Origin of the sequence: Acidovorax sp. JHL-9, from assembly GCF_000426205.1 — a bacterium.
GTDB lineage: Bacteria > Pseudomonadota > Gammaproteobacteria > Burkholderiales > Burkholderiaceae_C > Acidovorax > Acidovorax soli.
Genome location: NZ_AUEX01000001.1, coordinates 160,036 through 177,579, shown reverse-complemented (window position 1 = coordinate 177,579; position 17,544 = coordinate 160,036). Strand labels below are relative to the sequence as shown.

Sequence of the window (17,544 nt, the reverse complement as noted above, 5' to 3'; positions counted from 1 at the left end):
GCGCGGGGGGCGGCGGGCTGCGTATATTGGCCAGAGATCTCTCTGGCAAAGCCTGTTTGTATGTTGCCCCACCACGTTCTTTCTGCCCTGGGCCTATCGCCTGCGGGGTGCCCATGACGCCCCTGGAGCGCGCCCAGGCACAAATGGATGCGCCCGGCTGGTTGCTGCCCGGGCCGCTGGTGCTGCGCCTGATGCTGGTGGCCCTGCTGGCCGTGGCCGTGTCGGGGGTGCTGTCCGCATGGCTGGCCTCGCGTGCTTCGGAGCGCGAAGCCGTCCGCCGCCTGGTGGACCAGCAGACGGAAGAGGTCGAGGTGATGGCGCGGCTGCTGGCCAGCAAGATCGAGCAAAGCCAGAAAGTGCTGCGCACCGTGGCCGAGGGCATCACGCCGCAGATGCTCGGTTCGCCGTCGTCGCTGCATTGGCTGTTGCAGCAGGGCCTGCCGGCCGTGCAGTTCTTTGATTCCATGCAGGTGGCCCGCCAGGACGGTGAGTTGCGTGTCAACCTGCATTCCGGGCGGCTGGAGGATGCGGCCAACCTCGACCCTGCCGAACGCGATGCCCTGCGGCGCACGCTCAGCGATGGCAAACCCCTGGTGTCCGAATTGGTGGGGGCGCGCACCACCGGCGCACGGGTCGTGTTCACCATGCCGCTGCGCCGCGAGGATGGTCCGGTTCTGGGGGTGGTGGCGGGGGCGCTGAAGCTGCATTCCCAAGGGCTGCTGCCTCCTTCCATGACGTCGCCGGCGCGGGACGATTCGCGCCTGATTGTCTTTACCCGCGATGGCACCATCCTCGCGCACCCCGATGCGCAGCGCATTCTGGGGAGCGTGCGCGATGAACCGGGGCTGGGGCCGGTCTATGCCCAATGGCTGCAGCAGGCGCAGCCTGTGGCAGGGCGGGGCACCACCGTGGTGCAGCCGGCGCACATTGTGAGCATGGCCGGAATGCCTCTGCCGCAGTGGCTGGTGGCTCGCGTGACGGACTCCCGCGCCATGCTGGCGCCGCTGGAAGGCGCGCAGCGCAAGGTCTGGTGGCTGGCCGTCGCGGTGATGGGTGCCAGCATGGCCCTGCTGGCGGTGTTCACGCTGTGGATGGCGCAGCCGCTGGCCCGGTTGTGCCAGAGTGCACTGCAGCTGGCACAGGGGGGGCGCACCGACTCCATCGTGTGGCCCCGGGCTACGGGCGAGGTGGGGGTGCTGGTGCAGGTGTTTGAAGGGCAGGTGCAGCACAGCGCGCATGAGCGCCAGCAGCGCGTCCAGCTGGAGGGGCAGTTCCAGGCCATCCTGGACAACGCCTCGGTGGGGATCGTGATCACGCGCCAGGGCGTTCTGGAAGTGGTAGGGCGGCAGGCCTGCCAGATGCTCGGCTATGGCGCCAGGGAGCTGCAGGGCCGCCCGGCGCGCATTCTTTATGCATCGGATGAAGATTACGCCCGGCTGGGCGAAAGGGTGCAGGCCGAATTCGTGGCCCATGGGGCATTTGACGGGGACGTGCGTTTCATGCACAAGGATGGCAGCCCCGTCTGGGCGCGGGTGCAGGGCCGGGGGATACAGGCGCACGATATCGGGGGCGGCACCGTCTGGATTCTGGAGGACATGACGGCTGCGCGCGAGGCGCAGCAGCAGCAGGACTGGGCTGCCACCCACGATCCGCTGACGCAACTGTGCAACCGCGAAGCGTTTGTCCAGCGCATGGCCGTGCTGCTGGCCGAGCGGTCGTCGCGGGCACATGCACCGGCCATGGCGGCCATGGATGCCGCGGAAACCGAGGGCGATGGCGTGATGCTGTTTCTCGACCTGGACCATTTCACCGTGGTGAACGATGTGGCCGGCCACGATGCGGGCGATGACGTGCTGCGCCATGTGGCACGCCTGCTGGAGTCGCAGGTGCGCCAGATCGGCTGGGCGGCGCGGCTGGGCGGCGACGAGTTTGCCGTGGTGCTGCCCGGTTGCTCCCTGGCGCGGGGGCGGGCGCTGGCCGAGCAGTTGCGCGCCGCGGTGCAGACCTGGGAACCTTCGTACCAGGGCCGCAGCTTCACGCTGGGGGTGAGCATTGGCCTGGTGGCGCTGGATGCCAGCCTGCAGGACGTGCCTTCGTTGCTGAATGCGGCAGACATGGCTTGTTATGACGCCAAGCGGGCGGGACGCAATCGGGTGGAAACGCGGCATGCGAGGGAGGCGACGGCGTCGGGGCGGGCGGCATTGGGGGCGTTTTAAAGAGATCTTGGCCGCCAGCGCAAGACAGGCAAGCGCCAGACCCGAGGCAGAAAACACTCAATCCACGACTCGCCCCAACGCCCTCAGCACATTCTCCGCCGTCGCCGGCGCCGTCAACACCACCGGTGCTGCAGCATCCCCCCCACGCCCCGCCGCCACCGCATTGCGCAGCGCCTCATATGCGCTGATCGCCAGCATCAACGGCGGCTCGCCCACGGCCTTGCTGCCGCCCACGTTGTCCTCGCGGTTGGCCTCGGGCCAGAGCTGAACCTTGAAGTGCGCCGGGATGTCGCCCGTGGCCGGGATCTTGTAGGTGCTGGGCGCGTGGGTGGCCAGGGTGCCCTTGTCGTTCCACACCAGCTGCTCGGTGGTGAGCCAGCCCATGCCCTGCACAAAGCCGCCCTCGATCTGGCCCAGGTCGAGGGCCGGATTGATGCTGTGGCCCACGTCGTGCAGGATGTCCACGGCCAGCACGCGGTTCTCGCCGGTGAGGGTGTCAATCACCACTTCGGTGCAGGCCGCGCCGTAACTGAAGTAGTAGAACGGCCGGCCCGTGAGCGTGGTCTTGTCGTAGTGGATCTTGGGCGTGCGGTAAAAGCCGTCGCTCCACAGCTGGATGCGGTTGGCATAGGCCTCTTTGACCACGGTTTCGAAGCTGCGCACGGCCTTGGGCGAGATGACCTGCCCGCCCGCAAACCGGATGGCGCCCGCGCCGCAGCCATCGAGCCCGCAGACGAATGCGGCCAGGTTGTCGCGCACATGGCGCGCCGCGTATTGGGCCGCGCGGCCGTTCAGATCGGTGCCGCTGCTGGCCGCGGTGGCGCTGGCGTTGGGCACCTTGCCGGTGTCGCTGGCCGTCACCAGCACGCGCGCCAGCGGCACGCCCAGCTCGTCGGCCACGATCTGCGCCACCTTGGTGTGCAGGCCCTGGCCCATCTCGGTGCCGCCGTGGTTCACCTGCACGCTGCCGTCGGTGTACACGTGCACCAGTGCACCCGCCTGGTTGAACAGCGTGGCCGTGAAGCTGATGCCGAACTTGACGGGCGTGATGGCCAGGCCGCGCTTGAGCACGGCGCTTTGTGCGTTCCATGCGGCAATGTCGGCCTGGCGCTGGCGGTAGTTGGCGGTTTGCTCCAGCGAGGGCAGCAGTGCCTGCAGGATGTTGTCCTCCACCGCCATCTGGTAGTGGGTGACGTTGCGTTCCGTGGTGCCGTAGAGGTTGGCCAGGCGCACATCCTGCGCGTCCCGCCCCAGGGCGCGCGCGATGTCGCCCAGGATGGCCTCGATCACGATCACGCCCTGCGGGCCGCCAAAGCCGCGAAACGCCGTGTGGCTTTGCGTGTTCGTCCTGCAGCGGTACGACGCGATCTCGACATCGCTCAGGTAATAAGCATTGTCGGCATGGAACACGGCCCGGTCGGCCACGGGGCCCGACAGGTCGGCGCTGAAGCCACAGTTGGCCGCCATCTGCAGCTGCAGGCCCGTGATGCGGCCCGTGTCGTCAAAGCCCACGTCGTATGCATACGCAAACGGATGGCGCTTGCCGGTGACCATGAAGTCCTCGTCCCGGTCCAGCCGCAGCTTGACGGGGCTGCCCAGCTTGTTCGCGGCCACGGCGGCCCACACGGCCAGGTGCCCGGCCTGCGTCTCCTTGCCGCCAAAGCCGCCGCCCATGCGGCGGCATTCCACGCGCACGGCGTGGTTGTCCAGCCCCAAGGCGTGTGCCACCCAGTGCTGCACTTCGCCGGGGTGCTGGGTGCTCGAATGGATGGACCACTGCTTTTGCTCCAGCGGCAGCGCGTAGGCAATCTGGCCTTCGAGGTAGAAATGCTCCTGCCCGCCGACTTCGAACGCGCCGCTCAGGCGGTGGGTGGATTGCGCGAGGCCCGTGGCTGCATCGCCCCGGCGCACAAACACCGGGGGCAGCACATGGCTCTCGGCTTTCAGTGCCTCCTGCACCGTGAGCACGGCGGGCAGGGGGGTGATGTCGGGCTTCACGGCCCGCACCGCGCGGCGCGCCTGCATGACCGATTCGGCCACCACCAGGCCGATCACCTGGCCGACAAACTGCACGCTGTCCAGCGCAAACACGGGCTCGTCGTGCCCGAACGCGGCCAGGATCTTGTCGCCCGGCACGTCGGCCGCCAGCACCACGCCACGCACACCGGGCAGGGCGAGGGCGGCGGTGGCATCCACACCGTTCAGGATGCCGTGGGCCACGGTCGAGAGGATGGGTGCCGCATACAGCGTGCCTTTCACCTCCGGCAGGTCGTCGATGTAGTGCGCAGCGCCAGCCACCTGGGCGCGGGCGCTTTCGTGGATGTGCGATTGGCCCATGGCGGCGCGGGTGGGCGCGGGCAGGGCGGTTCCGGCGATGGTGGGGGGGGCGTTCACGCGGTGGCCTCCAGCGTCAATGTGTCCAGGCTCACAGAAGGCTGGCCCTGGCTTTCCAGCCAGTAGCGCTGCAGCAGGCTGCCCAGCACCTGGCGGCGGTAGGCACCGCTGGCGCGCATGTCCGAGATGGGACTGAACTCGGCCTGCAGCACCGCAGCGGCGCGCTGCGCAGTGGCCTCGGTCCAGGGCTGGCCGGTCAGTGCAGCCTCGGTCTGCCGAGCGCGGGCCGGGGTGGCGGCCACGCCGCCTGCGCCAATGCTCGCGCGTTGCACCGTGCCATCCACGATGTTGAGGTTGATCACCAGGCAGACGGCGGAGATGTCGTCGTCGAAGCGCTTGGAGATCTTGTAGGCCCGAAGGATGTTGGCCCCCACGCTCGGCACTGTCGTGTCCTCGCTGCCCCCCGAGGGGTCGCTCGCCGCCTTGGGGCGGCCCGGCGGCGGCTCGGTCTTGCTGCTGCCCGTAAGGGGCACCACGATGCGCACCAGCAGCTCGTCCGGCGCCATCACGTTCTGCCGATAGCCGGTGTATAGGTTTTCCAGCGGCAACTGGCGTTCGCCCCGGGCCTGGCTGGCCAGCACCACCTGGGCGCGCAGCGCGATCAGCAGGGGCATGGAATCGCCAATGGGCGAGCCGTTGGCCACGTTGCCGCCCAGCGTGCCTGCGTTGCGCACGGGCAGGCCGGCAAAGCGGCTGGCGAAGCGGTGCAGCTGCGGCCACTGCGTGGTAAGGGCGGCAAAGGCGTCGGTCAGCGTGACGGCTGCGCCGATGCGGATGTGGTGTGCGTCCTGCTGCACTGCGCGCAGCTCGGCCACGCGGGTCACGTCCAGAACCTGTGCGTACTGCTGGTGCAGCTTGGTCACCCACAGCCCGACATCGGTGCAGCCGGCCACCACCTGGGCGCCCGGGTGGGCCGCGCGCGCGGCCAGCAGGGCGGGCAGCGTGGTGGGAGAAATATACGAAGAATCTGCCTGTGGCGATGGATGGGCATGCGCCATCAGCTCCAATCTTTGCAGCAACAGAGCTTCGTTCACGGCCATGGCGGGCAGGGTGGCCATCTGCTGCGCGGCGTCCAGGATGGGGCGGTAGCCGGTGCAGCGGCACAGGTTGCCCGAGAGTTCTTCCTGCGCCAGTTCGCGGGTAATGGGCGCACCGTTGCAGACGTGGTTCTGGTACATGCCGAAGAGGCCCATGACGAAGCCTGGTGTGCAGAAGCCGCACTGGGAGCCGTGGCACCGCACCATGGCTTCCTGTGCTGGGTGGAGCGTGATGGTTTGCTGAGCAGCGGGTGCAGCATCGCCCACCGGCTGGATCAGCGGGTCTTCCACCAGGTCCTCCACCGTCCACAGCGCCATGCCGTCGATCGAATGCGCCAGGCGGATGCAGCTGTTCACGGTGCTGTAGTGCACCCGGCCATTGCGCGCCTCGCCCAGCACCACGGTGCAGGCGCCGCAGTCGCCTTCGCCGCAGCCCTCCTTGGTGCCGGTGCAACCCAGATCCTCGCGCAGCACCTGCAGCAGCGTGCGGTCGGGTGGTACATTGCCCAGCGCCACGGGCTGGCCACGGCGCAAGAATTGCAAGGTTCGGGTTGTCATGGGGAAAATGCCATTTCGCTTCGAAAGACGCCCGTAAAGAGATGGATGGCCGGCAGAGCGCCAGCACGCACCCGGCGCTGGCGCCGGCTCAAGCTTATGCCGCCCAGGTACGCATCGCAATTTCCACACCCGATGCAGGCGGGTATGTGCTTCTAAAAATATAGCTGCTTGCGTATGTGGAATAAGCGCAAACCTTGTTTTTAACCCAATTTTCTTTCGTGAAAACTGAGCGACAATCGCCCGCATGAGTTCCACCCCCATTTCCCTCCAGCCGGGCATGCCGGGCAGGTCTGACGCCGTACCACCCCGGCTGCAGCTGGTGGGCATTACCAAGCGCTACCCGGCCGTGGTGGCCAACAGCGGTGTCTCGCTGACGGTGCAGCCCGGCGAGATCCATGCCGTGCTGGGCGAAAACGGCGCGGGCAAGTCCACGCTGATGAAGATCATCTACGGCGCGGTCAAGCCCGATGAAGGCAGCCTGCATTTCAACGGCCGGGCCGTGCAGGTGCGCAACCCGCAAGAGGCCCGCGCGCTGGGCATCGCCATGGTGTTCCAGCATTTCAGCCTGTTCGATACCCTCACGGTGGCTGAAAACGTGTGGCTGGGCCTGGACAAGCGCCACGCCCTGGCCGAAGTGACCGCCCGCATTGCGGCCAAGGCCGCCGAATACGGCCTGGGTATCGACCCCCTGCGCCCGGTGCATACCCTGAGCGTGGGGGAGATGCAGCGCGTGGAAATCATCCGTGCGCTGCTCACCAACCCCAAGGTCCTGATCCTGGACGAGCCCACCTCGGTGCTCACGCCCCAGGCGGTCGAAAAGCTGTTCGTGGTGCTGCGCAAGCTCGCCTCCGAGGGCTGCAGCATTCTCTACATCAGCCACAAGCTGCACGAGATCCGTGCGCTGTGCACGGCCTGCACCGTGCTGCGTGGCGGCAAGGTCACCGGCGTCTGCAATCCGGCCGAAGAATCGAATGCCTCGCTCTCGCGCCTGATGATCGGCGCAGAGCCGCCCGCGCTCACGCACCGCCCGGTGCAGGCCGGTGCCACGGTGTTGCGCGTGCAGGGTCTGTCGCTGCCCCGTGCCGACCAGTTCGGCGTGGATCTGATCGACCTGCAGTTCGAGGTGAGGGCCGGCGAGGTGCTGGGCATTGCCGGGGTGTCGGGCAACGGGCAAAAGGAGCTGCTCTATGCCCTGTCGGGTGAGGACCAGCGCGCCGAGCCAGCCAGCATCCAGGTGGCGGGGCAGAACGCGGGCCGCATGGGCCCCCGCCAGCGCCGGGCGCTGGGCCTGCACTTCGTGCCCGAAGAACGCCTGGGCCGCGGTGCCGTGCCCACCATGAGTCTGGCGCACAACCTGCTGCTCACGCGCACCAACGCGGTCACGGGCAGCGGCTGGATCCGGATGGGGGCGCTGCAAAAACATGCCCAGACCCTCATCGAGCGCTTCAACGTGAAGGCGGGCGGTCCCCACTCGGTGGCCCAATCGCTGTCGGGGGGCAACCTGCAAAAGTTCATCGTGGGGCGTGAAATCGATGCCAACCCCGCATTGCTGATCGTCTCGCAACCCACCTGGGGTGTGGACGTGGGTGCGGCCGCGCAGATCCGCGGTGAAATACTGGCGCTGCGCGATGCCGGCTGTGCCGTGCTGGTCGTGAGCGAGGAGCTGGACGAATTGTTTGAAATCTGTGACCGCCTGCATGTGGTGGCCAAGGGGCACCTGTCGCCTTCAGTGTCCCGTGCCGAAGCCACCGTGGAGCGCATCGGCGAATGGATGAGCGGCCTGTGGCATGCCGACGTGCAGGCGCATCTGGCCCGCAACCGCGAACAGCTCGCGCAGCTCACCCAGGAGGCGCAGCATGTTCCGTCTTGAACCCCGCCCGCAGGCATCGCGCTGGTGGAGCTACGGTTCGCCGCTGTTGGCCCTGGCCGTCACGGTGCTGATCGGCATTGCGCTGTTTGCCGCGCTGGGCAAGGACCCGGTGCGCGGCCTGCAGGTGTTTTTCTGGGAGCCCATCCGTTCGCAATACGCACTGGGCGAGCTCATGGTCAAGGCCACGCCGCTGCTGCTGATTGCGCTGGGGCTGGCCGTGTGCTTTCGCTCCAACGTCTGGAACATTGGCGCCGAGGGGCAGTTCGTCATCGGCGCGGTGGTGGCCGGTGGCGTGGCGCTGCTGGCCGACAAGACCTCGGGCCCCTGGATCGTGCCCGCCATCCTGCTGGCCGGCGTGCTGGGCGGCATGGCCTGGGCGGGACTCACGGCGCTGCTGCGCGACAGGTTCAATGCCAACGAAATTTTGGTCAGCCTGATGCTGGTGTATGTGGCCACGCTGGTGCTGGGCTACCTGGTCTATGGGCCCTGGAAAGACCCCATGGGCTACAACTTTCCGCAGACCAAGACCTTCGAGAAGGTCACGCAGATCCCGCGGCTGATGCAGGGCTCGCGCGTGAACATTGGGTTGCTGCTGGCGCTGGCGGGTGCGGCTGCGTTGTGGGTGTTCCTGTTTCGCACGCGGGCGGGCTTTGCCCAGCAGGTGGGCGGGCTGGCGCCGGCGGCGGCGCGCTATGCCGGGTTTTCGTCGCGCCGCGCGCTGTGGACGGCGCTGCTGGTGTCGGGCGGAGCCGCCGGCCTGGCGGGGGCGCTGGAAGTGGCGGGGCCGATTGGCCAGCTCACCCCCTACGTGCCGGCCGGCTATGGGTTTGCCGCCATCATCGTGGCTTTCGTGGGGCGGTTGCACCCGGTGGGCATGGTGTTTTCGGCCATCCTGATGAGCATGTTCTACATCGGCGGCGAGCTGGCGCAGTCGCGCATGGGCCTGCCCAAGTCGCTCACGGGCGTGTTCCAGGGCCTGCTGCTGTTCACGCTGCTGGCCTGCGACACGCTGATTGCCTTCCGCGTGCGCTGGGCCGGCAACCGCAATATTTCCACGGGAGGCCAGTGATGGAAGCCTATGCACTGCTGATCGGCGCCACGCTCAGCGCGGGCACCGTGCTGGCCATTGCAGCCCTGGGCCTGCTCATCAACGAGAAGGCCGGCATCGTCAACCTGGGTGCCGAAGGCCTGATGCTGTGCGCCGCCATCGCGGGGTTTGCCACGGTGGTGCACACCGGCAACACCTGGCTGGGCTTTGCCGCCGGCATGGCGGCGGGGGCCTTGCTGGCCGCCATCTTTGGCGTGCTGGTGATCTGGCTCAACACCAACCAGTACGCCACGGGGCTGGCGCTCAGCCTGTTTGGCGTGGGGTTCTCGGCCTTTGCGGGCATCCGCTACGTGCAGGCCAAGCTGCCCGAACTGCCCCAGTACGCCATTCCCGTGCTGGGCGATGTGCCGCTGCTCGGGCCCGCGCTGTTCCGGCAGCACCCGCTGGTGTACCTCACCATGTTGCTGGCGGCGGCCCTGATCTGGTTCCTGTACCGCTCGCGCGCAGGGCTGGTGCTGCGTTCGGTGGGCGAGTCGCCCGGGTCGGCCCATGCGCTGGGCTACCCCGTGCGCCGCATCCGGCTGGCGGCGGTGATGGCTGGCGGCGCGCTGTGCGGCCTGGCGGGGGCCTACATTTCCACCGTGTACACGCCGCTGTGGGTGGAGGGCATGGTGGCCGGGCGTGGCTGGATCGCGCTGGCCCTCACCACCTTTGCCACCTGGCGCCCGGCACGTGTCCTGCTCGGCGCTTACCTGTTTGGTGGCGTGACCATGCTCCAGTTCCATCTGCAGGCCACGGGCGTGCAGGTGGCCAGCCAGTTGCTGAGCATGCTGCCGTATGTGGCCACCATCGTGGTGCTGGCGCTCATTTCACGCAATCCGGCGTGGATCCGGGTGAACATGCCGGCATCGCTGGGGAAACCGTTTTATCCTGGCTCCTGAAATTTTGCTTACATTGTTGCCATCCTCTTTTTCACAAGGAAACCACATGACTGATCTGCAGAAACGCTCTTTGCTCAAGGTGGCTGCGCTCTCCGCCGTGGCTGCCGCCGCGCTTGCGGGCTGCGGCAAGAAGGAAGAGTCGGCCCCGGCGCCTGCGCCCGCACCGGCCCCCGCGGCCGAAGCGCCCGCACCCAAGCCCGAGCCTCTGAAGATCGCGTTTGCCTACGTCGGCCCCGTGGGTGATGGCGGCTGGTCTTATGCGCATGACAACGGCCGCAAGGCCCTGGAAAAAGAGTTCGGCGACAAGGTCGTGACCAGCTTTGTGGAAAGCGTGCCCGAGTCGGCCGACGCCGAGCGCGTGCTGCGCGATCTGGCAGGCCAGGGCAACCGGCTGATCTTCGGCACCACCTTCGGCTACATGGAGTCCATGCTCAAGGTCGCGGCCGACAACCCGGGCCTGAAGTTCGAGCACGCCACCGGCTACAAGACCGCCGAGAACCTGCGTACCTACGACAGCCGCACCTACGAAGGCGCCTACATGGCCGGCGTGATCGCTGGCGCCATGACCAAGACCAACACGCTGGGCGTGGTGGGCTCGGTGCCGATCCCTGAGGTGATCCGCAACATCAACAGCTTCACGCTGGGCGCGCAGTCGGTCAATCCGAAGATCAAGACCAAGGTGGTCTGGGTGAACGAGTGGTTCAGCCCGCCCAAGGAAACCGAAGCCGCCACCAGCCTGATCAACGGCGGCGCCGACGTGCTGTTCCAGAACACCGACTCGCCCGCCGTGCTCAAGACCGCCCAGGAAAAGGGCAAGCGCGCCTTCGGCTGGGACAGCGACATGACCGCCTACGGCCCCAAGGCCCACCTGGCGTCGGCCGTCATCAACTGGGGCCCTTACTACATCAAGGCCACCAAGGATGCGCTGGATGGCACCTGGGCCACGGGCCAGGCCTGGTGGGGCGTGAAGGAAGGTGCGATCGACATCGTCTCCATCGCCGAAGACGTGCCTGCCGATACCAAGGCCAAGGTCGAGGCCGTGAAGGCGGGCCTGAAGGACGGCAGCTTCCAGATCTGGAAGGGGCCCATCGTCGGCCAGGACGGCAAGCCCGTGCTGGAAAAAGACGTGGTGGCCGACGACAAGTTCCTGGGTGGCATCAACTTCTACGTCAAGGGCGTGGAAGGCAAGATTCCCGGTGGCGACAGGAAGTAAACCCCGACCGCTTTGTGATGACCTTGACCCTTGAGCAACAAAAAAAATGTCCAATGACCTCGGAAAACTGGTTCTCCGCCTGACCTTGGGGATCCTGATGCTGCTGCATGGCATCGCCAAACTCTCGTCGGGTGCCGATCACATCGCCGGCATGGTGGCCAGCCATGGCCTGCCGGGCGTGCTGGGCTACCTGGTCTATGTTGGCGAAGTGCTGGCACCTCTGCTGCTCATCGTCGGCCTGTGGACGCGTCCGGCGGCACTGGTGGTGGCCATCAATATGGTCGTGGCCATCGGGCTGGCGCATATGGGCCAGCTGGGGCAGTTGGGCAAGTCCGGCGGCTGGGCCCTGGAACTGCAGGGGTTTTTTCTGTTCACGGCGGTGGCCGTCGCCCTTCTGGGCGCGGGCCGGTTCAGTCTGGGCGGTCGGTTCAACTGATTCGGTGCACCGTTCCGCCACGCTGGGCGCCATTTCTGGAGTCTGCTGATGTTTAAAGTGCCCCCCCTTGCCCCACAGCGCCTGCAGAAGCTGCTGCGCGCGATGCCCAAGGCCGAACTGCATATCCACATCGAGGGCTCGCTCGAACCCGAGCTGATCTTTGCCCTGGCGCAGCGCAACGGTGTGCCGCTGCCCTATGCCAGTGTCGAGGCGTTGCGGCAGGCCTATGCCTTCACCAACCTGCAGAGCTTTCTCGACATCTACTATGCGGGGGCCAGCGTGCTGCTGCATGAGCAGGATTTCTACGATATGGCCCGCGCCTATCTGGCGCGAGCTGCCCTGGATAACGTGGCGCATGCGGAAATCTTCTTCGACCCGCAGACCCACACGGCGCGCGGCGTGGCCATGGAGACCGTCATCAACGGCCTGCACCGCGCCTGCGAGGATGCGCGTGCCGAGCTGGGCATCAGCGCCACGCTGATCCTGTGCTTCCTGCGCCACCTGAGCGAAGCGTCAGCCTTTGAAACGCTGGAGCAGGCGCAACCGATGCTCGGCAAGATCGTCGGCGTGGGGCTGGACAGCAGCGAACTGGGCCACCCGCCAGAGAAGTTCGCACGCGTCTTTGCCCGCTGCCGCGAACTGGGCCTGCACCTGGTGGCCCACGCGGGCGAAGAGGGTCCGCCGGCCTATATCTGGAGCGCCCTCGACGTGCTCAAAGTCGAGCGCATCGACCACGGCGTGCAGGCCGTGCACGACGCGGCCCTGATGCAGCGCCTGGCGCAAGACCGCATACCGCTCACGGTGTGCCCGCTGTCGAACCAGAAGCTGTGCGTGTTTCCCGATCTGAAAGACCACAACCTGCGCCAGTTGCTGGACGCCGGCCTGTGCGCCACCGTCAACTCCGACGACCCGGCCTACTTTGGTGGCTACATCAACGAGAACTTCACCCAGGTATTTGCCGCAACGGCCATGACCGCGCGCCACGCCTACCAGCTGGCGTTCAACAGCTTCGAAGCCAGCTTTGCCAGCCAGGCTGACAAGCGCGTGTGGGAGCACCGCCTGAAGGAAGCCTTTGAGCGCTTCGTCGAGCACGACTGAACACACAACCGAGGTCGCCGCGCAGCCCCTGCGCGGGTGCCCCCTCAGCAGGCGGCAAGGGCTTCGCGCAGTTTTGCCGCGTGGTCCAACAGCACCTCGGGCGATGGATTTTTGCGCGGCCATGACAGCGCAATGCCATCGTCTGCATGGCGCGGCACCACATGCAGGTGAAAGTGAAACACCGTCTGGTCGCCTTCGCGGCCATTGGCCTGCAGCAGTGTCAGCCCCGGCGGGTGGAAGACGGCCTGCACGGCATGGGCAACCAGCCGGGCCGTCTGCATCACGGCGGCGGCCTCCTCGACGGTGATGTCCAGCAAGGTGGCCGCGTGGCGTTTGGTGGCCACCAGCACATGACCGGGGTTGACCTGGCCCAGGTCCATGAAGGCGATGGTCAGCGCATCCTCATGCACCCGGGCCGATGGAATCTCGCCGGCCACCAGGCGGCAGAAGATGCATTGGCCGGGAGGGGACGTATCGGCAAACATGGGCATGCGGCAATTCCTTGGCGTGGTGGGTGGATGCTGCCATGGTAGCCCGCAGGGGTGCTGCAGGGGCTGCGGTAAAATCCGGCGCAAAGACCGCTGTCCCGGCGGTCTTTTGCTTTTTGTCTCCGGGACCATGTAGAGGAACACCATGTACAAAAACCTCGCCGCCGCGCTCGCGGCCGCCTGTTTTTTCGCCCCCGTTTTTTCCCAGACCCCCACCCCGTCCCAGGCGCCTGCCGCTGCGGTCGTGAAGGCGGGTTTCGTCTATGTCACGCCGGTCACTGATGCCGGCTGGACGCGCCAGCACGACGAGGGCCGCAAGGCCGTCGAGGCCGCGCTGGGCAGCCGGGTCCAGACCACCTTTGTCGACAACGTGCCCGAAGGGGCCGACGCCGAACGCGTGATCCGCGACCTGGCCGCTACTGGCCACCAGATCATCTTCACGCCCAGCTTTGGCTACATGGAGCCCACGCTCAAGGTGGCGCGGGACTACCCCGATGTGAAGTTCGAGGCCATCACCGGCTACAAGCAGGCGCCTAACGTGGCCACCGCCAATGCGCGCTACTACGAGGGGCGCTACCTGGCCGGCATTGCCGCAGGCCGCATGAGCAAGACGGGCGTGGCCGGCTATGTGGCGGGCTTTCCCATCCCCGAGGTATTGCAGGGCATCAATGCGTTCACCCTGGGAATGCGCTCGGTCAACCCGCAGGCCACCGTCAAGGTGGTGTGGCTCAACGTGTGGTTCGATCCGCCCCGGGAGCGCGATGCCGCCATGGCGCTGTTCAACCAGGACGTGGACGTGATCGCCTTTCACACCGGCTCCACGGCGGTGATGGCGGCCGCGCAGGAGCGCGGCAAGATGGCCGTGGCCTACCACTCGGACATGCGCAAGACCGGGCCGGATGCACAGATCGTGGCCGTCACCCACCAGTGGGGCGCCTACTACACCGGGCGCGTGCGCGCCGTGCAGAACGGCAGCTGGAAAAGCGGCAATGTATGGGGCGGCGTGCGCGAGGGCATGATCCGCGTGGGCGACTTTGGCAGCCGTGTGCCCCCCGCCGTGCAGCAGGAGGTGCTGGCCGCGCAGAAGGCGGTAGGGGCGGGCCGGGTCCATCCCTTCCGCGCGGGCAAGGCCGCGGTGCGCGACAACGAGGGGCATGAGGTTGTCCCCGCCGGCACAACGCTTTCGGATGCGCAGATCCTGCAGATGAACTGGCTGGCCGAGGGCGTGCAAGGCAAGTTGCCGCGCTGACGGCTGCAGAGGGTGCGGCAGCCGCTAAGCTAGCGGCCATGCCTGTATTTCGTTCTGCCCTCTTGCGCTTTGCCGACGACGGCACGGCCCTGTATGACGCCGATGGCCTGCTGGCCGTGGGCCCCGACGCCCAGGGCCGCGAGCGGGTGCTGGCCGCCGGTGCATGGCAGGATCTGGCGCCCCGCTTTGGCAGCGGGCCGGTCGAGCACCTGCCGGGCCGCATCATTGCCCCCGGGTTTGTGGACATGCACCTCCATTTTCCGCAGACCGATGTGATCGGCTCGCCGGCCGATGGGCTGCTGCCCTGGCTGGAGAATTACACCTACCCGCATGAAAAACGCTTTGCAGCGCCCGAATACAGCGCGCAAGTGGCGCGGTTTTTCGTCGCAGAACTGTTGCGCAACGGCGTGACCACCGCGCTGGCATTCGCCACATCGCACCCCGTCTCGGTTGAGGCCCTGTTTCGCGAGGCGCAGCGCCACCAGATGCGCCTGATCACCGGCAAGGTGCTGCAGGACCGCCACTCGCCCGATGGCGTGCGCGACGACACCGCGCAGAGCCTGGTCGACACCGAGGCCCTCATCCGGCGCTGGCACGGTGTGGACCGCCTGGGCTATGCCATCACGCCGCGCTTTGCCCCCACCAGCACGCCCGCGCAATTGCGCGGTGCCGGCGAACTGGCCGCACGCTATCCCGATGTGTGGATCCAGTCGCATGTGGCCGAGAACCTCGACGAGATCCGCTGGGCGCGCGAGCTCTTCCCGGCGTCGCGCAGCTATCTTTCGGTGTATGGCGACTTCGGCCTGCTGCGCGAACGCGCCGTGTATGCCCACTGCATCCACCTGGACGAGTCAGACCGCGCCCTGCTGCGCGACACCGGTGCGGTGGCGGCCGTCAGCCCCACCAGCAACCTTTTTCTGGGCAGCGGCTTTTTCGACTACGCCGAGGCCGACCGCGTGGGCATGCGCTACGGGCTGGCCAGCGACGTGGGCGGTGGCACCAGCTTCAGCCCGTTCCATACCATGCTGGCCGCCTATTACGTGGGCCGTGCCACCGTGGAAGGACAGGGGGGCAAGCGCGGCCTGAGCCTGTCGCCAGTGCACCTGTGGTGGCAGCACACGGCCGGCGCCGCCAGGGCGCTGGGCCTGGCGGGCGTGGTGGGCAACCTGCAGCCCGGTTGCGAGGCCGACTTCGTGGTGCTCAACCCCCAGGCCACGCCGCTGCTGGCGCGCCGCACGGCCCAGGCCGGCAGCCTCGACGAGCTGCTGTTCGCCATGATCGTGCTGGGCGATGACCGGCTGGTGGAAAAAACCGTCATTTCTCAAGCAAAATACGGTTCTTGCGCTGGATGATCAAGCGCTGATAGCTATCAAAAACGTAGTAATGGCGAGGAGGCCCGCACCATGAGCATCAAAAGCGACAAATGGATCCGCCGCATGGCGGCCGAGCACGGCATGATCGAGCCCTTCGAGCCCGGCCAGGTGCGTGAGGTCGAGGGGCGAAAAATCATCAGCTATGGCACCAGCAGCTATGGCTATGACATCCGCTGCGCCCCCGAATTCAAGGTGTTCACCAACATCCACAGCACGGTGGTGGACCCCAAGCATTTCGATGAGAAAAGCTTCGTCGATTTTCACGGCGACAGCTGCATCATTCCGCCCAACAGCTTTGCCCTGGCGCGCACGGTCGAATACTTTCGCATCCCGCGCAACGTGCTCACCATCTGCCTGGGCAAAAGCACCTACGCGCGCTGCGGCATCATCGTCAACGTCACGCCGTTCGAGCCCGAGTGGGAAGGCTATGTGACGCTGGAGTTCTCCAACACCACGCCGCTGCCCGCGCGCATCTATGCCGGCGAGGGTTGCGCGCAGGTGCTGTTCTTCGAGAGCGACAAGGACGATGTCTGCGAAGTTTCCTACAAGGACCGGGGCGGCAAATACCAGGGCCAGGTGGGCGTGACGCTGCCCCGGGCCTGAAAGCCGATGTGCCGGCCGGCGCTGCGCATAGCATGTGATGGATAGGCCTCTTGTGCACAGGGGGCACGGGAGACAGCCATGAAATGGGAAGGCAATCGCGAATCCGACAACGTGGAGGACCGCCGCAGCGGTGGCGGCGGGATGCCCGTGTTCGGGGGGCGCAGCATCGGCATTGGCACCATCGTCATTGTCTTGCTGGGGGGCTGGGCACTGGGCATCAACCCGCTCACCATTTTGAGTTTGCTCAGCGGCGGAGCGCCCACGGCACAGGTGCAGCAGGGCCCCGCCCAGCGCCCGCCCGCCGATGACACCATGGGACGTTTTGTCTCGACCGTGCTGGCCGACACCGAGGATGTCTGGCAGGCGCTCTTTCGCCAGGGCGGCGGCACCTACCAGGAGCCACGATTGGTGCTGTTCCGGGGGGCCACGCCCACGGCGTGTGGCACGGGCCAGGCCGCCATGGGGCCTTTTTATTGCCCGGCCGACCAGAAGGTCTACATCGATCTCGGGTTTTACGAAACGCTCAAGAACCGCCTGGGTGCACCGGGCGATTTCGCCCAGGCCTATGTCATTGCCCATGAGGTGGGCCACCATGTGCAGAACCAGCTGGGCATCAGCGCCAAGGTGGACCAGATGCGCGGCCGCGTGAGCCAGGCCGAATACAACGCCCTGTCGGTGCGGCTGGAGCTGCAGGCCGACTGCTTTGCCGGCGTGTGGGCGCACCACGCACAGAATGCACGCCAGATTCTGGAGCAGGGCGACGTGGAAGAGGCCATGAATGCCGCCGCCAAGATCGGCGACGATGCCCTGCAGCGCTCCAGCGGTGGTGCCGTGGTGCCCGAAAGCTTTACGCACGGCAGCAGCGCCCAGCGCCAGCGCTGGTTCCACAATGGATTGCAGAACGGCAGCGTCAAGGGCTGCGACACGTTTTCCAGCCGCAATCTCTGACCCCCTGGGGCACGGTGGGGGTGCCATATGGACGCCCGCCGTGCCTGCATGCAGGCGTAAAAATTCTGAAAA

Annotated in this window: 14 protein-coding genes; 11 read left to right on the top strand and 3 right to left on the bottom strand. The window is 66.8% G+C overall.

Features of this window, described 5'->3' with window-relative positions; translation table 11 throughout:
- The first annotated feature begins 113 nt into the window (after positions 1 to 113).
- On the top strand, positions 114 to 2,216 hold the full coding sequence (locus K225_RS0100795; RefSeq protein WP_026434627.1) for a diguanylate cyclase: 2,103 nt from the start codon (positions 114 to 116) through the stop codon (positions 2,214 to 2,216).
- Positions 2,217 to 2,273: 57 nt separating this feature from the next.
- Here K225_RS0100795 and xdhB read toward each other — a convergent pair whose 3' ends face one another.
- Positions 2,274 to 4,553 (bottom strand): xanthine dehydrogenase molybdopterin binding subunit, encoded by a 2,280-nt coding sequence (xdhB, locus tag K225_RS0100790; RefSeq protein WP_051248573.1) that lies wholly within the window; start codon positions 4,551 to 4,553, stop codon positions 2,274 to 2,276.
- A gap of 53 nt (positions 4,554 to 4,606) precedes the next feature.
- Entirely contained in the window at positions 4,607 to 6,205 is a 1,599-nt protein-coding gene (locus tag K225_RS0100785) for a xanthine dehydrogenase small subunit (RefSeq protein WP_026434625.1), read from the bottom strand.
- A 244-nt stretch (positions 6,206 to 6,449) separates the two neighbouring features.
- Between K225_RS0100785 and K225_RS0100780 the strand changes: the two genes are divergently transcribed.
- The 6 genes from K225_RS0100780 to K225_RS0100755 are packed head-to-tail and all read left to right on the top strand — an operon-like array spanning position 6,450 to position 12,811.
- Positions 6,450 to 8,075 (top strand): ABC transporter ATP-binding protein, encoded by a 1,626-nt coding sequence (locus K225_RS0100780; protein ID WP_051248549.1) that lies wholly within the window; start codon positions 6,450 to 6,452, stop codon positions 8,073 to 8,075.
- Positions 8,062 to 9,144, top strand: coding sequence for an ABC transporter permease (locus K225_RS0100775; RefSeq protein WP_026434623.1), 1,083 nt, complete (start codon positions 8,062 to 8,064; stop codon positions 9,142 to 9,144). The genes K225_RS0100780 and K225_RS0100775 overlap by 14 nt, the downstream gene beginning before the upstream one ends.
- A complete protein-coding gene (locus K225_RS0100770; RefSeq protein WP_026434622.1) occupies positions 9,144 to 10,064 on the top strand; it encodes an ABC transporter permease in 921 nt (306 codons plus the stop codon). The genes K225_RS0100775 and K225_RS0100770 overlap by 1 nt, the downstream gene beginning before the upstream one ends.
- Positions 10,065 to 10,110: 46 nt before the next feature.
- Complete coding sequence (locus K225_RS0100765) at positions 10,111 to 11,277, top strand: BMP family ABC transporter substrate-binding protein (RefSeq protein WP_026434621.1); 1,167 nt, start codon at positions 10,111 to 10,113, stop codon at positions 11,275 to 11,277.
- Between the two features lie 46 nt (positions 11,278 to 11,323).
- A complete protein-coding gene (locus K225_RS0100760) occupies positions 11,324 to 11,713 on the top strand; it encodes a DoxX family protein (protein WP_026434620.1) in 390 nt (129 codons plus the stop codon).
- Between the two features lie 48 nt (positions 11,714 to 11,761).
- Positions 11,762 to 12,811, top strand: coding sequence for an adenosine deaminase (locus K225_RS0100755; RefSeq protein ID WP_026434619.1), 1,050 nt, complete (start codon positions 11,762 to 11,764; stop codon positions 12,809 to 12,811).
- Positions 12,812 to 12,855: 44 nt separating this feature from the next.
- On the opposite strand, the gene K225_RS0100750 is transcribed toward K225_RS0100755, so the two are convergent.
- Positions 12,856 to 13,302, bottom strand: coding sequence for an HIT family protein (locus K225_RS0100750; protein WP_026434618.1), 447 nt, complete (start codon positions 13,300 to 13,302; stop codon positions 12,856 to 12,858).
- Positions 13,303 to 13,444: 142 nt separating this feature from the next.
- Between K225_RS0100750 and K225_RS0100745 the strand changes: the two genes are divergently transcribed.
- From K225_RS0100745 to K225_RS0100730, 4 genes are all read left to right on the top strand, one after another.
- The gene (locus tag K225_RS0100745) at positions 13,445 to 14,548 is read left to right on the top strand and encodes a BMP family ABC transporter substrate-binding protein (protein ID WP_026434617.1); all 1,104 of its coding nucleotides are present in this window, start codon (positions 13,445 to 13,447) and stop codon (positions 14,546 to 14,548) included.
- A gap of 38 nt (positions 14,549 to 14,586) precedes the next feature.
- A complete protein-coding gene (gene guaD, locus K225_RS0100740; protein WP_026434616.1) occupies positions 14,587 to 15,900 on the top strand; it encodes a guanine deaminase in 1,314 nt (437 codons plus the stop codon).
- A 51-nt stretch (positions 15,901 to 15,951) separates the two neighbouring features.
- Positions 15,952 to 16,524, top strand: coding sequence for a dCTP deaminase (dcd, locus tag K225_RS0100735; RefSeq protein ID WP_026434615.1), 573 nt, complete (start codon positions 15,952 to 15,954; stop codon positions 16,522 to 16,524).
- A gap of 78 nt (positions 16,525 to 16,602) precedes the next feature.
- On the top strand, positions 16,603 to 17,472 hold the full coding sequence (locus tag K225_RS0100730) for a neutral zinc metallopeptidase (protein WP_026434614.1): 870 nt from the start codon (positions 16,603 to 16,605) through the stop codon (positions 17,470 to 17,472).
- Positions 17,473 to 17,544: the final 72 nt, after the last annotated feature.

Excerpts from the sequence above, each read along its gene's own strand:
- K225_RS0100795 (WP_026434627.1), top strand. The coding sequence starts at position 114 with ATGACGCCCCTGGAGCGCGCCCAGGCACAAATGGATGCGCCCGGCTGG.
- xdhB (WP_051248573.1), bottom strand. The coding sequence starts at position 4,553 with ATGGGCCAATCGCACATCCACGAAAGCGCCCGCGCCCAGGTGGCTGGC.
- K225_RS0100785 (WP_026434625.1), bottom strand. The coding sequence starts at position 6,205 with ATGACAACCCGAACCTTGCAATTCTTGCGCCGTGGCCAGCCCGTGGCG.
- K225_RS0100780 (WP_051248549.1), top strand. The coding sequence starts at position 6,450 with ATGAGTTCCACCCCCATTTCCCTCCAGCCGGGCATGCCGGGCAGGTCT.
- K225_RS0100775 (WP_026434623.1), top strand. The coding sequence starts at position 8,062 with ATGTTCCGTCTTGAACCCCGCCCGCAGGCATCGCGCTGGTGGAGCTAC.
- K225_RS0100770 (WP_026434622.1), top strand. The coding sequence starts at position 9,144 with ATGGAAGCCTATGCACTGCTGATCGGCGCCACGCTCAGCGCGGGCACC.
- K225_RS0100765 (WP_026434621.1), top strand. The coding sequence starts at position 10,111 with ATGACTGATCTGCAGAAACGCTCTTTGCTCAAGGTGGCTGCGCTCTCC.
- K225_RS0100760 (WP_026434620.1), top strand. The coding sequence starts at position 11,324 with ATGTCCAATGACCTCGGAAAACTGGTTCTCCGCCTGACCTTGGGGATC.
- K225_RS0100755 (WP_026434619.1), top strand. The coding sequence starts at position 11,762 with ATGTTTAAAGTGCCCCCCCTTGCCCCACAGCGCCTGCAGAAGCTGCTG.
- K225_RS0100750 (WP_026434618.1), bottom strand. The coding sequence starts at position 13,302 with ATGCCCATGTTTGCCGATACGTCCCCTCCCGGCCAATGCATCTTCTGC.
- K225_RS0100745 (WP_026434617.1), top strand. The coding sequence starts at position 13,445 with ATGTACAAAAACCTCGCCGCCGCGCTCGCGGCCGCCTGTTTTTTCGCC.
- guaD (WP_026434616.1), top strand. The coding sequence starts at position 14,587 with ATGCCTGTATTTCGTTCTGCCCTCTTGCGCTTTGCCGACGACGGCACG.
- dcd (WP_026434615.1), top strand. The coding sequence starts at position 15,952 with ATGAGCATCAAAAGCGACAAATGGATCCGCCGCATGGCGGCCGAGCAC.
- K225_RS0100730 (WP_026434614.1), top strand. The coding sequence starts at position 16,603 with ATGAAATGGGAAGGCAATCGCGAATCCGACAACGTGGAGGACCGCCGC.